Here is a 14434-nt window from a genome sequence, read left to right on the forward strand (position 1 = left end):
CATGTTCGACGTCCAGCACCCCTTCTTCATCCCGCTCTGGCGCCGCATCGTCGTGGTGGCCGCCTGTATCGGCTGGGCGCTGCTGGAACTCAGCTGGGGCAATCCCGGCTGGTCGATCCTGTTCGCCGCCATCGGGGCCTATTGCGCGCACCAGTTCTTTGTCGCCTTCGACATCGAGGCGATCCGGAAGAAGTACACCGACGAAGGAGGATCGTCATGAAAGACACGGCTTATTTCGACGTCACGTCCTGTGACCTAGCGGAGTTCGCCCGGCTGACCGGGCAAAGCCTCTCTGCCTCGGACCTGCGATTTGCCTCGGCGGTGGAACAGAACGTGCCGGTCTATGAGGTGGCCTCCCTGCAGGCGACGCTGGGCGATCCCGCCCACCGGGCCGAGCTGCTGGCGGAATGGGGCTTTGTCCTGGGCCAGTCGGCGGGCGTCCTGGCGCTGAAAGGCGCCTATGCGGATACCGCGCCCGTCGACGCGGCAACCGCCGTCTTCAACCGGATCATCGCCCGCGAGAGCGAGGCCGGACTGGGCGCGGGCGACCATTTCGCCAAGGCCGGGTCGAACGCCCGGATCTGGAATTCGCTGCAGAAACACTGTCTCGAGGATCCCGAGGGCTTTGCGCTCTACTACGGCAACCCGGCGATCGCGGCCGTCTGCGAGGCCTGGCTCGGCCCCTTCTACCAGATGACCGCGCAGGTGAACCTGGTCTGCCCCGGCGGACAGGCCCAATCGGCGCACCGCGACTACCACCTCGGCTTCCAGACCGCCGAGGTGGCGGCACGGTTCCCGGCCCATGTGCATGACCTCTCGGCGGTGATGACCCTGCAAGGGGCGGTGGCCCATTGCGACATGCCCATTGAGAGCGGCCCGACCAAGCTGCTGCCTTTCTCGCAGTTGTTCCGCCCCGGCTACATGGCCTACCGGCGCGAGGATTTCCGCGAGTTCTTCGAGGAGAACTACATCCAGTTGTCGCTGGCCAAGGGCGACGCGGTGTTTTTCAACCCTGCACTGTTCCACGCGGCGGGAGAGAACCGCAGCCCCGACATCGAACGCATGGCGAACCTGCTGCAGGTCTCCTCGGCCTTTGGCCGCGCGATGGAGACGGTGGACCGGACGGCCATGAGCCGCAGGCTGTACCCCGCGATCCAGGCGCTGCGCGCCGCCGGGCGCCTGGGGGACGAGGCGCTGGCCGCCGCCGTGGCCGCCGCCGCCGAGGGCTATTCCTTTCCCACCAACCTCGACAGCGACCCGCCGCTGGGCGGACTGGCCCCTGAAACCCAGAATGCCCTGTTCCACCGCGCCCTGTCCGAAGACCTCTCGCCCGAGGCATTCGCGCAGGCACTTGCGGACCAGGACGCGCGCCGCCACCCCTGACCCCGGGAAGGACAAGATGACCCAGCTGCTTCGCAAACCCGCCGGCACCACCGGCAAGGTCCACGAGATCACCGTGGACAAGGCCCGCACCTCCGAAAGCCCCGATTGGGGATACGTCGGGTTCGACCTCTGGCGGCTGCATGCCGACGACCGCGCCGAGGGCCGCACCGGCGACCGCGAGGTGATCCTGGTGCTGGTCGAGGGCAAGGCGCACATCAGCGGCGGCGGCCAGGATTTCGGCGAACTGGGCGCACGCATGAGCGTCTTTGACCGTATCCCGCCGCACGCGGTCTACCTGCCCGCCGGTGCGGACTGGACCGCGACGGCCACCACGGAGTGCACGCTTGCGGTCTGCTCGGCGCCCGCCAGCGCCGACTACCCGGCGGCGCAAATCGGCCCCGAGGGCATCGACCTGGTGGAACGCGGGCGTGGCACCAACACGCGCTACATCCACCCCATCGCGATGGAGGAACGGGATGTTGCCTCCTCGCTGCTGGTGACAGAGGTCTACACGCCATCGGGACACTGGTCGTCTTACCCGCCGCACCGCCACGACGAGGATAATTTCCCCGAGATGACCTATCTCGAGGAAACCTACTACCACCGGCTGAACCCGGCGCAGGGGTATGGCCACCAGCGGGTCTTTACCGAGGACGGATCGCTGGATGTCACGGTGTCGGTCAGCGATCACGACGTGGTGCTGGTGCCCAGGGGCCATCACCCCTGCGGCGCGCCCTATGGCTACGAGATGTACTACCTCAACGTCATGGCCGGTCCGATGCGCAAGTGGCGGTTCCGGAACCATCCCGATCACGACTGGATCGCCCGGCGCGACGCCTGACGCGCCCGGTATCAGGGGTGTTTTGGGGTATTTGCACCAAGAAGAAACAGCAGGCGCGCGCTCCTGGTTTCTTCTTGGTGCAAATACCCCGGGGGTCAGAGGGGGCAGCGCCCCCTCGTCCGACGGCGCAGCCGGGCCCCGCATGTGGATTTGGGCGCAGGGCTGGGTCGCGCCGCTGCCCGCGATGCGTGTAGGGTGGGTTGTTCCAAACCACCCCGTCAGGGCAGGAGCTTTCCCGGGTTCAAGATCCCCTCCGGGTCCAGCGCCGTCTTGATCGCCCGCATCATGTCCAGCGCGACGGCATCCTTGCGCCGCGCCATCGAGGCCCGCTTGGCCAGGCCGATGCCGTGTTCGGCGGAAAACGACCCGCCAAGACCCAGGACCACGTCCTCCACCGCCTCCATCACCGCGTCCTTATGGCCCGCGTCGCCGATCCAGACCGGGTAGTGCACGTTGCCATCGCCCAGGTGAGAGACGACGACGGGCTGCGCCTCCGGGTCGATCTCGGCCAGCCGCGCGCCGGCCCGCTCCAGGAACGTCTCGACCTTGTCCAGCGGCACAGAGATGTCGTTGTTCACCAGCGGGACGTGCGAGAGCGAGACCTCCGCCGCCGCCTCGCGCAGGGCCCACATGGCCTCGCGCTGCGTGTCGCTTTGCGCAACCGCGGCGTCGAGCACCGCGCCCTCTTCCAGCATCTCGCCCAGGACCTCTTCGAGGTAGGCCGCGATCGGCACCTGCCCGTCGGGGCCCGGCTCGGCGTCGCGCGGGGCGGTGGCGCCCAGTTCGACAAGGATGGTCACGTCGTATTCCCCGTCGAGGACCGGCCGCGCCTCGGGGTGCATCGCTGCATATTGCTGTATGTAGAAACGCGACATGAACTCGAAGGCCTCGACCGCGCCTCCGGTCACGTCCCTCAGGCGATTCAGCACCTCCAGAGCCCCCGAGAGTGTCTCTGTCGCCACCATCGCGGTGGCAAAGGCGCGCGGCTTTGGCACCAGTTTCAATACCGCGCGGGTGATCACGCCCAGCGTGCCCTCCGATCCGATCAGCAGGTGGCGCAGGTCGTAGCCGGTGTTGTTCTTGTGCAGTTCCGACATCAGATCGACCACGCGGCCATCGGCCAGCACCGCCTCCAGCCCCAGCACCAGGTCACGCGTGTTGCCATAGCGCAGGACGTTGGACCCGCCCGCGTTGGTGGCGAGGATGCCGCCGATCCGGGCCGATCCCTTGGCGCCGAAAGTCATCGGGAAACTCAAACCCTCGGCCGCCGCGGCGGCGTGCAGGTCGCTGAGGATCACGCCCGCCTCGACCACGGCCAGCCGGGCCGGGGCGCGGATTTCCTCGATCCTCGTCATCCGGTCGAGCGAGAGCATCACGGCCCCGTCGCCCGAAGTGCCGCCGGCAAGCCCGGTGTGCCCCGAGACCGTCACCACCGGCACCCGTTCCGCATGGGCCGCGCGCAGGACGGCGGCGACCTCTGCGGTGCTGCGGGGGCGCGCCACGCAGAGCGGTGTCCAGCTGTATTGCCCGGTCCAGTCGCGCGACCAGGCGGCCATGTCCTCACCGGTCAGGACGCCGGATTCGTCCAGTTCGCCGCGCAGGTGATCCACGAGGCTCATTGCGGGACCTCGAATGTCAGCGAGGCCCAGAGGCTTTCCCATGCCGGATCCTTCTCTTCCTCGATCTCCAGTTCCCGCATGACCACGGCATCGACCAGGTAGAAATGCCCCGGCTTCACCTCGACCCGGGCGCGTCCCTCGTCGTCGGTGCGGTATAGACGGATCGTCACCGTGCCCTCGGGGCCCCGTTCGAACAGTTCCACTTGCACGTCCACGCGCGGTTCGCCCTGGTAGAGGACGCGCACCGGCAACCCGTCAGAGAGGTCGTCGGTGTAGGGGTTCGCCTCGGCCACGATCTCGGTCAACAGGCCCACTACTCGGTCGGCACCCGCGCCATCGCCCAGCGCCACCAGGCTCTTGGCGTGGCGGGAATAGCGTTCGCGCACCCGGTCCTGCCCCAGTCCGCGATCCAGGTGCCGGTCAAGCGCCCAGGCGAAATCCTTGTGCTCGACGAAGGTGACGAATTTTTCCCACTCGGTATAGGTCAGGCTGTAGTCGCGGGTGACATGCACGATGGTCGCCAGCCCCGTGCCCTCGGGCACCATGTTCAGCGCCGGCTTGTCGCCAAGCCGCCCCTCGACCGGTTCGACCCCTTCGGAGGTGACGATGTCGAAACGGGTGAAGTTACGGGGGTTGTAACTGTAGGTCGCGCCCTTCAGTTCCGTGCCGACGAGGGTCTGTGCCAGCACCGGCGCCTCGTCGGGGATCACAAAGCCCTCGGGCTCGATCCAGAATTCATGAGCCGACAGCGGCCCGGCCAGCAGGGCCAAGACCCAGGTCAATCGCAACATGCGGCGCTCCTTTATGCCTTTTGCGGCAATCTAGCGCCATGTCACCTCAACGCAACGGGATCAGGCCGCGCCGCGCAGCCTTGTTTCCATTTCTCCGGCCAATTCGGCCACGCGCTTGCGGAACCGCTTGTCCATGCCGCCACGGGCCAGCTTCATCGACTGCAGGAGAAGCCGGGCCGACAGGCTGCGCGCCGCCATGACCGTGGTGACATTGATCCGCGACCGCGAGGGCGACAGGGCCACCACATCCAGCGTCAGCGTCATGTCCAACCCGCCTGACACGGTATCAAAGACCATCCGCTCTGGCGGCTGGTAGTCGGCCAGGGTGATGGCGGCCTCGCGCCGTTTGCCACGGAACCGGAAGGTCACGTCCCAGGCCATCCCGGCGCCCAGGCCGTCCCCGGTGCGTGTCACGTCAAGGCCGCGCCGCATGGCCTGGCGTTCGATGCTGTCGAAATCCGCCATCATGGCAAAGACCCGGTCCTGCGGGGCCTCGATATCTTCGCGTGCCGTGAGTTCCATCTGCCTGCTTTCGCCTCATCCTGTCCGGCTGTTTTCCGGCACCCTACCGCAACCTGCGCCTCAGTCCAGCCTATCCGCCATCCAGTTAAGCAACATGAAATGCGCGATGGCGCCCTTGCGGGCGGGCAACAGCCCCTCGCGCAGGCCCGCCGCCGCCTCGGCCACCTCTTCGCGCGTGACCCATATCGCGTCTTCCAGCTCGGCCGGGTCCACGGTGATCTCGTCGCTTGTCGCCTCGCCGTGACAGCCGAACATCAGCGAGGCGGGAAAGGCCCAGGGCTGGCTGGCCAGGTAGCGGACCGGGCCGACGCGGATGCCGGCCTCTTCCCAGACTTCGCGCCGCACGGCGGCCTCGATCGTCTCGCCCGGTTCGACGAAACCGGCGAGGCAGGAATACATCCCCTCGGGCCAGCCCGGCGAGCGGCCCAGCAAACAGCGGTTGCCCCGGGTGATGAGCATGATGACCACCGGGTCGGTGCGCGGGAAATGCTGCCCGCCGCAGGCCGGGCAGATGCGGGTCCAACCGGCCTGGTGCATCTCGGATTCGGCGCCGCAGCGCGAACAGAACCGGTGGCTTCCGTGCCAGCCGTGCACCGCCTTGGCGGTCGCCGCCAGTTCCGCATCCCGCGCGCTCACCCGCGTCATGATCCGCCGCAGTTCAGCAAAGCGGCCGTCGGGGCAGCTCGGGTGGGCATACTCGCTGGGGTCGAGGAAACTGGCCTGCGCCTCGGCGTCGAAATCCTCGGGCACCCAGCCCGAGATGTCGTGCGAAAAGACCGCCGCGCCGTCCTCGCGCCCCAGCAGGATGGGCGGCCCGTCGGCCTCCGCCAGGATGGGATGATCCAGCGGCAGGCGCATTGCCTGCAGCGCGCCCTCCCCCGCGACCAGCGGCTTGCCGCGCCAGATCGGGATCGTGCGCGCCCGCGCATCCTGCATCGCGGCGGCCAATGCGCCGATGTCGCCCCGGATCTCTGCCGCGCGATCCAGCCCCGATCCCCCGAATGTCACCTCTTCCGCGTGCCGCATCCCGTCCCCCGTTCCAGCGCCCCGCACATTTGCCCGCCCCGGACCGGGATGCAAACCCAAAGCCCGCGCGATTTCCCCAAGGTCAAGCCGCCACGGCGCGCGGGAATCGTGTTAGCGTCACATCACTGTTGGAATTTCCGGGTCAATACCATCACGCAGCCAAACTTTGGGGAAAACCATGTCACAGTCCTTTGATGCACGTCTCACGCGGCGCCAGTTCCTTGCCGGCACCACCGCCGGGGCCGCCCTGATCACCTTGCACCCCTATTCGGCCCATGCGGCGGCCAATCAGGCGCACCTGCGGATCATGGAAACGACGGACATTCACGTCCACGTCCATCCCTACGATTATTACGCCGACCGCCCGCGCGACACCGTCGGCCTGTCGCGCACCGCCTCGATCATCGAGGGCATCCGCGCCGAGGCGACAAACACGATGCTGCTGGACAACGGCGATTTCCTGCAGGGCAACCCGATGGGCGATTACATCGCCTATGAACGCGGCATGAAAGAGGGGGACATGCACCCGATCGTGACCGCGATGAACACGCTGGGATTCGACGCGGCCACCATCGGCAACCACGAGTTCAACTACGGCCTCGACTTCCTGATGAAATCAATGGCGGGCGCCGATTTCCCGGTGGTCCTGGCCAACATCGCCAAGACGACAGGCGCCACCGCGCGCGAGGACGAGACGCTGTTCAAGCCCTACGTCATCCTCGACCGGATGCTGACCGACGGCGCCGGAGACACGCATCCGATCAAGGTGGGCGTCATCGGCTTTACCCCGCCGCAGGTGATGAACTGGGACCGCAAGCACCTTGAGGGCAACGTGACCGCCCGAGACATCGTCGAGACGGCGAAATCCTACGTCCCCGAGATGCTGGAACAGGGGGCGGAAATCATCGTGGCCCTGTCGCATTCGGGCATCGGGTCGGCCGACCACAGCGACGGCATGGAAAACGCCTCTGTGCCGCTGGCCGGGGTCGAAGGCATCGACGCGGTGATGACCGGGCATTCGCACCTCGTCTTCCCCTCGCCCACCTATGCCGACTATGCCGCCGTCGACGCGGACAAGGGCACGATCCACGGCAAGCCCGCCGTCATGGGGGGCTTCTGGGGCTCGCACATGGGGCTGATCGACCTGCTGCTGGAACGTGACGGCAATACCTGGCGCGTGGTCAACACCATGTCCGAGGCGCGTCCGATCTCGAAACGCAACGAGGACCGTTCGATCACCGCGCTGGTCGAGGATTACCAGCCGGTCATCGACGCGACGCAAAAGGAGCACGAGGAAACACTGGCCTATGTCCGCCGCGCGGTGGGCCAGACCTCGGCGCCCCTGCACAGCTATTTCGCGCTGGTGGCCGATGATCCCTCGGTCCAGATCGTCTCGATCGCGCAGAAATGGTACATCGAACAGATGATGCAGGGGACCGAGTACGAGGGCCTGCCGATCCTGTCCGCCGCCGCGCCGTTCAAGGCCGGTGGTCGTGGCGGGCCGGACTATTACACCGACGTGGCGCCCGGCGCCGTGGCGATCAAGAACGTCGCCGACCTGTACCTTTATCCCAACACCGTGCGCGCGGTGAAGGTGACAGGTGCACAGGTCAAGGACTGGCTGGAACGCTCGGCGGGCATGTTCAACCAGGTCGATCCGGGCACGCAGGACGCACCGCTGCTGAACCCCTCTTTCCCGTCCTACAACTTTGACGTGATCGACGGGGTGACTTACCAGATCGACCTCAGCCAGCCGTCGAAATTCGGCCCCAAGGGAGAATTGGAAAACCCCGATGCCAACCGCATCGTGAACCTGATGTTCAACGGAGAGCCGGTGACGGCGGACATGGAATTCGTCATCGCCACCAACAACTACCGCGCCTCCGGCGGCGGATCGTTCCCCGGCGCCAAGGGCGACACCATCATCTTCGAGGCGCCGGACACCAACCGCGACGTGATCGTGCGCTACATCGTCGAGCAGGGCACCATCAACCCCTCGGCCGATGCCAACTGGTCGTTCAAGCCTATGGAAGGCACCACCGTCCTGTTCGAGACCGGCCCCAAGGCGCGCGACTATGCCGATGACGTCAAGGGCGTCACCATCGAGGACGCAGGCGAAGGCGCCGACGGTTTCGCACTCTTCCGAATCTCGCTGTAAGACCGGGACACGAAACGTTATGGCGGGCGGCTTTCGGGCCGCCCGTTTTCCGTCTAGGCCTTGGCCAAAATCTGCGAACCGGAAAACCGATGCCCTATGATGCCGTGATCTTCGACCTGGACGGAACGCTGGTCGACACCGAAAGCCTTGCCTTTGTCACCGGGCGCCGGGTGCTGGCCCGCCACGGCGCCGACCTGACAGAGGCGATCTTTCTGCAACTGGTCGGCACCGCCAACGACACCGGGCGCGCGATCCTCGAACGGCATTTCGGCGCGCTGGATTTCGACGCGATCCATGCCGACTGGCTGGAAGAGGACCGCCGCCAGACCGCGCAGGGCATCCCCCTGAAAGCCGGTGCGACCGACCTGCTGGACCAGCTTGCGGCGCGGGCGGTGCCCGTGGCCATCGCCACCTCGTCGCGTCGTGCCTCTGCCCTGCACAAGCTGGCGCAATCGGACCTGGCGCGGCGCTTTGACGTGGTCGTGACGCGCGATTGCGTGACCCGGCCCAAACCGGCGCCCGAGCCCTACCTGCTGGCCGCCAGCCGGCTGGGAGCAGAGCCGCGCCGCTGCCTTGTGTTCGAGGACAGCAACACCGGCGCCGAGGCCGGCTTTGCCGCCGGCATGACCGTCGTACAGGTGCCCGACCTCGTGCCGCCCTCTGGCGGGCATGCCCATCACCTGGCCGACGACCTGCTGCGGGGGGCGGCACTGGCGGGCCTCATCTGACGCGCTTGCGCAGGGGCCCGCGCTCGCCTACTCCATCAGGCATCGAGGTCAGACAATGGAATTGCCATGTATCGTTTTCTTCTCGGCATGATTGCCATGGCGCTGATCGGTGCCCTGGTCACCAAGCCCGGCCCCGAGGCCGCAGAGGCAGAGGTGCGCCGTCAGATCCAGCTGTCTGTTGCGAACGAAGGGCTCGACGGCAAGTCCGGCCTCGACGCGGCGGCCTTGCTGCTGTGCCGCGCCGACAATCGCGCCTGCACCGATCTGCTGATGTCCGGCATCGACCTGACCTACGAGGACCGCTACGTCTACGCCCGGATCGACCTGCGCGGCTACAAGATGACGGCCACCTGCTACGGTCTTTACACCCGGTTCTTCTGCCCCGGCGGGCTGATCCGCGAATAAATCCGCAGGGGACCTTGTCGGCCATTGCAAGCGGGACGGGGGGCGCATAGCTCTGGCCGCAGAGGATGCAAACCCGATGAGGCTCGTGATGAGTTTTTCGTTTCCAACAGGCAGGACATGCGCGGCACTGACCGCGGCGGTCACGCTGTCATTTGCCACCGCCGGCGCGGCTTTCGCCGGTGACCATGCCGCGGGCGTGCGGACACTTTCGGTGCCCTCGGCGGAACGCGGGACAGAGCTGGACGTCACGGTCTGGTATCCCGCGGCAAGCGGCGGCACCCCGGTGACACTGGGCGAAAACATCTTTTTCCAGGGCACCGCCGCCATGCAGGACGCGCCGGTTGCGCCCGGACAACACCCGGTGATCGTGCTGTCGCATGGCGCGGGCCTGGGCGGGCGCCCCTCGGCGGCCAGTTGGCTGGCCACGCCGCTGGCCGAGGCGGGGTACATCGTCGCCGCCCCCACCCATCCCGGCAACACCGGGCCGGACCGCTCGGCGGAGCAGACAATGAAGCTGTGGCAGCGGCCCGCAGACCTGTCGCGCGCACTGGACGCGCTGGAGATGGCGCCGGACCTGACGGCCCATGCCGACCTGGACAGGGTCGGTGCCCTGGGCCTGTCGATGGGCGGCAACAGCGCCCTTGGGCTGGCCGGTGCGCGGATCGACCCGGACCTGCTGGCGGGATACTGCGACGACGCGGAGCGCAATCCCTCGCTTTGCAGTTGGGTCCGGATGAGCGGCGTGGACCTGCGCGCGATGGACATGACCGTCGCGGGCCGCGACAACTCGGACGATCGGATCGGCTTTGTCATGGCGATCGACCCGGCCCCGGCAGATGTCTTCGCGGCGGAGAGCCTGGCAGAGGTGGCGGTGCCGGTCGCGCTGGTGAACCTGGGCCAGGAGGCCGGGATTCCCGCGACGATACGCGCCGCACCGCTGGCACAGGGCATTCCCGGGGCCGATTACACGGTGATCGAGGGCGCAACCCACGCCGCCATGTTCCCCGAATGCAATCCCAAGGCCGCCGAAATCGCGCGGGAAGAAGGGATCGAAGACCCGATCTGTCCCGATGGCACCGGGCGCCCGCGCGCGGACCTGCACGCGCAGATGATCGACATGGTCACATCCGCCTTTGCCGAGGCTTTCGACGCCGAGGAGTGAGGCCCGCTAGAGACGCGCCTGGTAAAGCTTGACCTTGAGCCCGCCGAAACTCACCGGCGGGCCGGCGTCCAGGGGCAGGCCAGTGGCCTTGGCCAGCCCCCCGTCAGAGGTCACCATGCCCAGCCGCCAGCCCGCAAAGCGGTCCTGCAGGACGGCGCCAAGCGTACCGTATAGCGCAAACAGCAGCTTGCGGTTGCCGATCCGCGCGCCGTAGGGCGGGTTCACCATGACCAGCCCCGGCGGCCCCTCGGGCCGTTGCAGGTCGCTGATCGCCGCGCGGGTGAAGGTGCAGAGATCCGCAACCCCCGCCCGTTCGGCATTGGCCTGGCTCATCCGGATCGCCCCGTCGTCCCGGTCCGATCCGTAGAACCGCGCGCCGACCTCGCGCCGCACCGGCTGCGGCGCTTCGGACACCTCGACCGCCAGACGGTCGAAGGCGTAGCTCCGCGCCCGCCCGGGTGCCAGCCCGGCGGCAATCTCTGCCGCCTCGATGACAAAGGTGCCGGACCCGCACATCGGGTCCACCACAGGTTCGGACCCGTCGTAGCCGCTGGCGCGAAGGAAAAGCGCCGCCAGCGTCTCTCGCATCGGGGCCTTGCCCACCTGCTGCTTGAGGCCCCGCCGGTGCAGCGGTTCGCCCGAGGTCTCGACGGAAAACACCGCCAGATCGTCCTCGATCCGCAGCATGATGCGCACCGCCTCGTCCGAGGCTTCTTTCAGGACCGGCGCGCCCACCGTCTCGGCGATGGCGCCTTCGACGCGCTGCCGCGCCGCGCGGTCGTGGTAGATCCTGGAATTGCGGCAGGTCACTTCAACCCGCACCGGCACATCAGGGCGCAGCACGGCCGCCCAGTCCAGTTTCCGCGCCCGCTTGTCCAGCTGCGCAAGGTGCATCGCCCGGAAACTGGCAAAGCGCGCCAGGACCCGCCCCGCCCCGCGCAGTTCACGGTTGGCCCGCGCCACCTCGGGCCAGCCGCCCTGAAAGGTCACGCCGCCCGGCACCTGCGCAGGCTGCGCGAAACCCGCCGCGCGCACCTCGTCCAGCAAGAGCGGTTCCAGCCCCGGCGGCACGCTTGCGAAAATCTCGAATGTCTCGTCCATCCCGCCCTCATAAACGCCCCGCACGGCAAACGGGAGAGTGCATCGCACCCCATTGCAAAATCCGCGCCGGCGTCTTAGATAGACGGTCGAGAGGTTGTGCGGGCAAGCGCCTCGCCAACCCGGTCAGGTCCGGAAGGAAGCAGCCGTAACGAGCCCCGCTTGGGTCGTTGCAATCTCTCACCTCAATCGGCCCGGTGCGCAAGCGCCGGGCCGTTGCCTTTCCGGTCCAACCGTTTGCAAACCGATCAGCCCGACCGGGCGTGCCGCACGAAGGGCACTGGCTCACGCTCTGCCTGCAGAGACCAGTTGCGTTGCCAGGATTCGAGAAAGGCTCCCCGCTGGACCGATTGCAGACGGGCCTCGGCCTCGTCCGGGGCCTCTCCCGCCTCGATCATCAGGCGCAGGGCCATCATGCCCGACCGGCCCTTGCCGTCACGGCTGTGCAGCATGACGCGCCCGCCGCCCAGCAGCGCCTTGCGAACCTGCGTGCTGACCTTTGGCCAGTCCTCTTCGACGGTGGCATTGGGCGCCTCGCCGCGCTTGATCGGCATGTGCACCCAGCGCGTGCCCTTGTCCTGTACGTCCTGGCCAAGGGTCTTGGCCCCGGCCTCCAGCATCTCGACATGGCTGACGAGGGAAATCACCATCGCCGGGCGCCAGCTGGACAGGTGTTCCAGATCGCCGCGATAGTCACCCCCGGTGCCGGGCAGCTGGGAAAAGGCAAGGATGCCGCCCCCCACGGGCAGGACATGCAGAACCACAGGCCCGGCGGTGCCGGCTGCTTTCTGCTCATCCTCGACCATGCAATGTCTCCCCAATCGGCAGCGACGGCGCCGGCGACCGCCCCAACGGCCGCGGATTTCCGCCAACGGGGATAATACACGCATGTCCAGACCGGCCTAGCGATTCGGGCCGCAGACAGCCGGCAATCCCCACCAGAGTCGGGCACTTGCGGCCAGTTTTTCACGTTGTGCGTTCAGAATGCCACGCAAAGGCCCGCGCCCGAAGGCGCGGACCGGCTCAGACAACCTGCCCGGGATGCGACTCGGCCCAGTCCTCGAGAAAGGCGCGAATGTCTTCTCGACCGGCAAAGCCGATCTCGCGACGAGGCAGGGCAACGCCGTGATGCAGGGCCCGTTCCAGGCATCCGATGTGATCCCGGCCGGCGCGATCGGGCGCGTTTTCGGCCCCGTGCAGGATCGTGCTCAACAGCGTGCCACCATAGCCGTTGACATGGGACAGGTCCGGCTTCAGCCGCAGGAAGAACCCCATGACCTCGGGCAGGCCTTCCCAGCCCGCCGCCTGCACGGGCGTCACGCCCATGCCGTCCGGCAGATCCCAGGGCAGACCCAGCGCCACCAGCCGTTCCAGCACCGGCAACCTGTCCGGCAGGTGCAACGTCTCACGCAAAATGTTGGCGTAGGCCGGGGCCAGGCGTGCCGGGTCGATGTACTCGCCCGGGCTGTCCTGCCCCTCGGCAGCGCGGGCCAGCAGGGCTTCCTCGCGGCTGAGCGGGGTCGCGGCACCGCGCGCCTCGATCGCCTCCGCGACAGCATGGTTGCCATGCACCCGGGCATAGGCATAGGCCGTGGCCCCCTGCCAGGTGCGCGCCGGGTCGGCGCCCGCCCCCAGCAGCAGGTCCACCATGCGCCGGTCACAGCCCCGCCGGGCCGCCTGGTGCAACGCGGGCACCACCCAGGGCGCCTCTCCGCCGACCTCGTCCGGATTGAAGTCATCCGGCCGCGCGCCGTGCGCCAGCAGCATCTCGACCGCCGCGTGATCGTGGAAATCCATCGCCCGGAGCAGCGCGTTGGTGCCATGCGGATCGGCACCCGCCTCCAGCAGCATCCGCAGTCCTTCGTGATGGCCCAGTTCTGTGGCGTGGTAGAGCGACTCGTTGTCGTTGGGGTTGGCGCCGTGGTCCAGCAGCCAGCGGCCCAGCACCATGTTGTCCGCGTGGCCGATGGCACCGTAGAGCGCCGAGAGCAGGTGATCCTCTCCCTCAGCGGCCGGGTAGCCATCATTCACGTCGGCCCCATGCGCCAGCAACAGGTCGGCCACCGCCAGCATGTCGCCCTCAAGCTCGGGGCGGGCCTTGAACCAGCGCGAAAAGGCCAGGTGCAGGATCGGTGTCCGAGGCCCGAGGGGCCGCGTGGCCAGGCCGGGATCGCGCGCCAGTGCGGCGGCCACCGCCTCGCGCCGGTAAAGCGCGCATTCCAGGCCAAAGACACCATCCGCCAGGTCGGGCGTATCGGCCAGAAGCGCCTCGACCGCAGGGGTCTGGCCGTGAAACAGCGCGATCTTCAGCCGTTGCAGTTTCGCGGCGCGGTCCAGCCCCGTGGTTTCGGCGGCGAGTTTCAGACGCGGCCAGCTGGGAAAACCGTTTTCCTGCGCGATGACGTGCAGGAAATCGGCGCGGCGCGGGGTGTCGGGTGCGCGCCGTGGCGGGTGCTGTTGCAGGCGCTGCAGGGCCCAGACCTCGCGCGCGACATAGGCACGGTGCAGGCGCTTGGCCTCAAGGCGCAGGGAATCGAGGGAAAGCTCGGTCATGATCGGGTTCCTCCGTCACTGCCCGCGATCCGCCATGTCGGGCCAGAGAAAACCGTATGATCGGTGGTCTTCCATATGGGCCGGCGCAGGTGCTTTCCGCGGATCAGGAGGCCCCCGGCAAGCGGCCCTGCCCCAGATGTGCCGCGTC

The 14434-nt window shown here is 67.7% G+C and carries 14 protein-coding genes and 1 other RNA gene; 8 read left to right on the forward strand and 7 right to left on the reverse strand.

From position 1 onward, the window contains the following. Position 1 precedes the first annotated feature (1 nt). Genes G9Q80_RS22040 through iolB form a run of 3 tightly spaced genes read left to right on the forward strand, consistent with a single transcriptional unit; the run spans position 2 to position 2224 of the window. Complete coding sequence (locus G9Q80_RS22040) at positions 2 to 220, forward strand: hypothetical protein (protein ID WP_088715124.1); 219 nt, start codon at positions 2 to 4, stop codon at positions 218 to 220. Then, entirely contained in the window at positions 217 to 1383 is a 1167-nt protein-coding gene (locus G9Q80_RS22045; RefSeq protein WP_088715123.1) for a phytanoyl-CoA dioxygenase family protein, read from the forward strand. Before G9Q80_RS22040 ends, G9Q80_RS22045 begins: the two co-directional genes overlap by 4 nt. Positions 1384 to 1399: 16 nt before the next feature. Beyond that, positions 1400 to 2224 carry a 5-deoxy-glucuronate isomerase gene (gene iolB / locus G9Q80_RS22050; protein WP_088715122.1) on the forward strand — a complete coding sequence of 275 codons (825 nt, stop codon included), beginning with the start codon at positions 1400 to 1402 and terminating at the stop codon, positions 2222 to 2224. Positions 2225 to 2442: 218 nt separating this feature from the next. On the opposite strand, the gene G9Q80_RS22055 is transcribed toward iolB, so the two are convergent. The 4 genes from G9Q80_RS22055 to nudC are packed head-to-tail and all read right to left on the reverse strand — an operon-like array spanning position 2443 to position 6182. Beyond that, complete coding sequence (locus G9Q80_RS22055) at positions 2443 to 3843, reverse strand: FAD-binding oxidoreductase (RefSeq protein ID WP_088715121.1); 1401 nt, start codon at positions 3841 to 3843, stop codon at positions 2443 to 2445. After that, positions 3840 to 4634, reverse strand: a complete 795-nt coding sequence (locus tag G9Q80_RS22060) for a DUF4198 domain-containing protein (protein WP_088715120.1) — start codon at positions 4632 to 4634, stop codon at positions 3840 to 3842. The genes G9Q80_RS22055 and G9Q80_RS22060 overlap by 4 nt, the downstream gene beginning before the upstream one ends. A 60-nt stretch (positions 4635 to 4694) precedes the next feature. Next, a complete protein-coding gene (locus G9Q80_RS22065) occupies positions 4695 to 5156 on the reverse strand; it encodes an SRPBCC family protein (protein WP_088715119.1) in 462 nt (153 codons plus the stop codon). A gap of 60 nt (positions 5157 to 5216) precedes the next feature. Further along, positions 5217 to 6182 carry an NAD(+) diphosphatase gene (gene nudC, locus G9Q80_RS22070; protein WP_088715118.1) on the reverse strand — a complete coding sequence of 322 codons (966 nt, stop codon included), beginning with the start codon at positions 6180 to 6182 and terminating at the stop codon, positions 5217 to 5219. A 178-nt stretch (positions 6183 to 6360) separates the two neighbouring features. Between nudC and G9Q80_RS22075 the strand changes: the two genes are divergently transcribed. The 4 genes from G9Q80_RS22075 to G9Q80_RS22090 all read left to right on the forward strand — a co-directional run bounded on the left by G9Q80_RS22075 (position 6361) and on the right by G9Q80_RS22090 (position 10635). Beyond that, complete coding sequence (locus G9Q80_RS22075; RefSeq protein WP_088715117.1) at positions 6361 to 8340, forward strand: bifunctional 2',3'-cyclic-nucleotide 2'-phosphodiesterase/3'-nucleotidase; 1980 nt, start codon at positions 6361 to 6363, stop codon at positions 8338 to 8340. 89 nt (positions 8341 to 8429) lie between these two features. After that, positions 8430 to 9068, forward strand: a complete 639-nt coding sequence (locus G9Q80_RS22080) for an HAD family hydrolase (RefSeq protein WP_043135883.1) — start codon at positions 8430 to 8432, stop codon at positions 9066 to 9068. Between the two features lie 96 nt (positions 9069 to 9164). Continuing rightward, positions 9165 to 9473: a hypothetical protein gene (locus G9Q80_RS22085; protein WP_133066402.1), complete on the forward strand. Its 309-nt coding sequence runs from the start codon at positions 9165 to 9167 to the stop codon at positions 9471 to 9473. Positions 9474 to 9561: 88 nt separating this feature from the next. Further along, positions 9562 to 10635 (forward strand): alpha/beta hydrolase family protein, encoded by a 1074-nt coding sequence (locus G9Q80_RS22090; protein ID WP_121497603.1) that lies wholly within the window; start codon positions 9562 to 9564, stop codon positions 10633 to 10635. 6 nt (positions 10636 to 10641) lie between these two features. Here G9Q80_RS22090 and G9Q80_RS22095 read toward each other — a convergent pair whose 3' ends face one another. Further along, a complete protein-coding gene (locus G9Q80_RS22095; RefSeq protein ID WP_088715115.1) occupies positions 10642 to 11736 on the reverse strand; it encodes a THUMP domain-containing class I SAM-dependent RNA methyltransferase in 1095 nt (364 codons plus the stop codon). An 85-nt stretch (positions 11737 to 11821) separates the two neighbouring features. Between G9Q80_RS22095 and ffs the strand changes: the two genes are divergently transcribed. Continuing rightward, positions 11822 to 11921: signal recognition particle sRNA small type (ffs, locus tag G9Q80_RS22100), an RNA gene on the forward strand. A gap of 60 nt (positions 11922 to 11981) precedes the next feature. On the opposite strand, the gene G9Q80_RS22105 is transcribed toward ffs, so the two are convergent. Both G9Q80_RS22105 and G9Q80_RS22110 read right to left on the reverse strand, forming a co-directional pair. Continuing rightward, positions 11982 to 12539, reverse strand: coding sequence for a protein-tyrosine phosphatase family protein (locus G9Q80_RS22105; protein WP_052244194.1), 558 nt, complete (start codon positions 12537 to 12539; stop codon positions 11982 to 11984). A 217-nt stretch (positions 12540 to 12756) separates the two neighbouring features. Further along, entirely contained in the window at positions 12757 to 14286 is a 1530-nt protein-coding gene (locus G9Q80_RS22110) for an ankyrin repeat domain-containing protein (RefSeq protein WP_088715114.1), read from the reverse strand. Positions 14287 to 14434 lie beyond the last annotated feature (148 nt).

Origin of the sequence: Mameliella sp. LZ-28 (assembly GCF_012274245.1) — a bacterium.
GTDB classification, from domain to species: domain Bacteria; phylum Pseudomonadota; class Alphaproteobacteria; order Rhodobacterales; family Rhodobacteraceae; genus Antarctobacter; species Antarctobacter albus.

Bases quoted from the DNA above. Each gene is read 5' to 3' on its own strand.
- nudC (WP_088715118.1), bottom strand. From the start codon at position 6,182: ATGCGGCACGCGGAAGAGGTGACATTCGGGGGATCGGGGCTGGATCGC.
- G9Q80_RS22080 (WP_043135883.1), top strand. From the start codon at position 8,430: ATGCCCTATGATGCCGTGATCTTCGACCTGGACGGAACGCTGGTCGAC.
- G9Q80_RS22090 (WP_121497603.1), top strand. From the start codon at position 9,562: ATGAGTTTTTCGTTTCCAACAGGCAGGACATGCGCGGCACTGACCGCG.
- iolB (WP_088715122.1), top strand. From the start codon at position 1,400: ATGACCCAGCTGCTTCGCAAACCCGCCGGCACCACCGGCAAGGTCCAC.
- G9Q80_RS22045 (WP_088715123.1), top strand. From the start codon at position 217: ATGAAAGACACGGCTTATTTCGACGTCACGTCCTGTGACCTAGCGGAG.
- G9Q80_RS22055 (WP_088715121.1), bottom strand. From the start codon at position 3,843: ATGAGCCTCGTGGATCACCTGCGCGGCGAACTGGACGAATCCGGCGTC.
- G9Q80_RS22060 (WP_088715120.1), bottom strand. From the start codon at position 4,634: ATGTTGCGATTGACCTGGGTCTTGGCCCTGCTGGCCGGGCCGCTGTCG.
- G9Q80_RS22105 (WP_052244194.1), bottom strand. From the start codon at position 12,539: ATGGTCGAGGATGAGCAGAAAGCAGCCGGCACCGCCGGGCCTGTGGTT.
- G9Q80_RS22085 (WP_133066402.1), top strand. From the start codon at position 9,165: ATGGCGCTGATCGGTGCCCTGGTCACCAAGCCCGGCCCCGAGGCCGCA.
- G9Q80_RS22095 (WP_088715115.1), bottom strand. From the start codon at position 11,736: ATGGACGAGACATTCGAGATTTTCGCAAGCGTGCCGCCGGGGCTGGAA.
- G9Q80_RS22040 (WP_088715124.1), top strand. From the start codon at position 2: ATGTTCGACGTCCAGCACCCCTTCTTCATCCCGCTCTGGCGCCGCATC.
- G9Q80_RS22110 (WP_088715114.1), bottom strand. From the start codon at position 14,286: ATGACCGAGCTTTCCCTCGATTCCCTGCGCCTTGAGGCCAAGCGCCTG.
- G9Q80_RS22075 (WP_088715117.1), top strand. From the start codon at position 6,361: ATGTCACAGTCCTTTGATGCACGTCTCACGCGGCGCCAGTTCCTTGCC.
- G9Q80_RS22065 (WP_088715119.1), bottom strand. From the start codon at position 5,156: ATGGAACTCACGGCACGCGAAGATATCGAGGCCCCGCAGGACCGGGTC.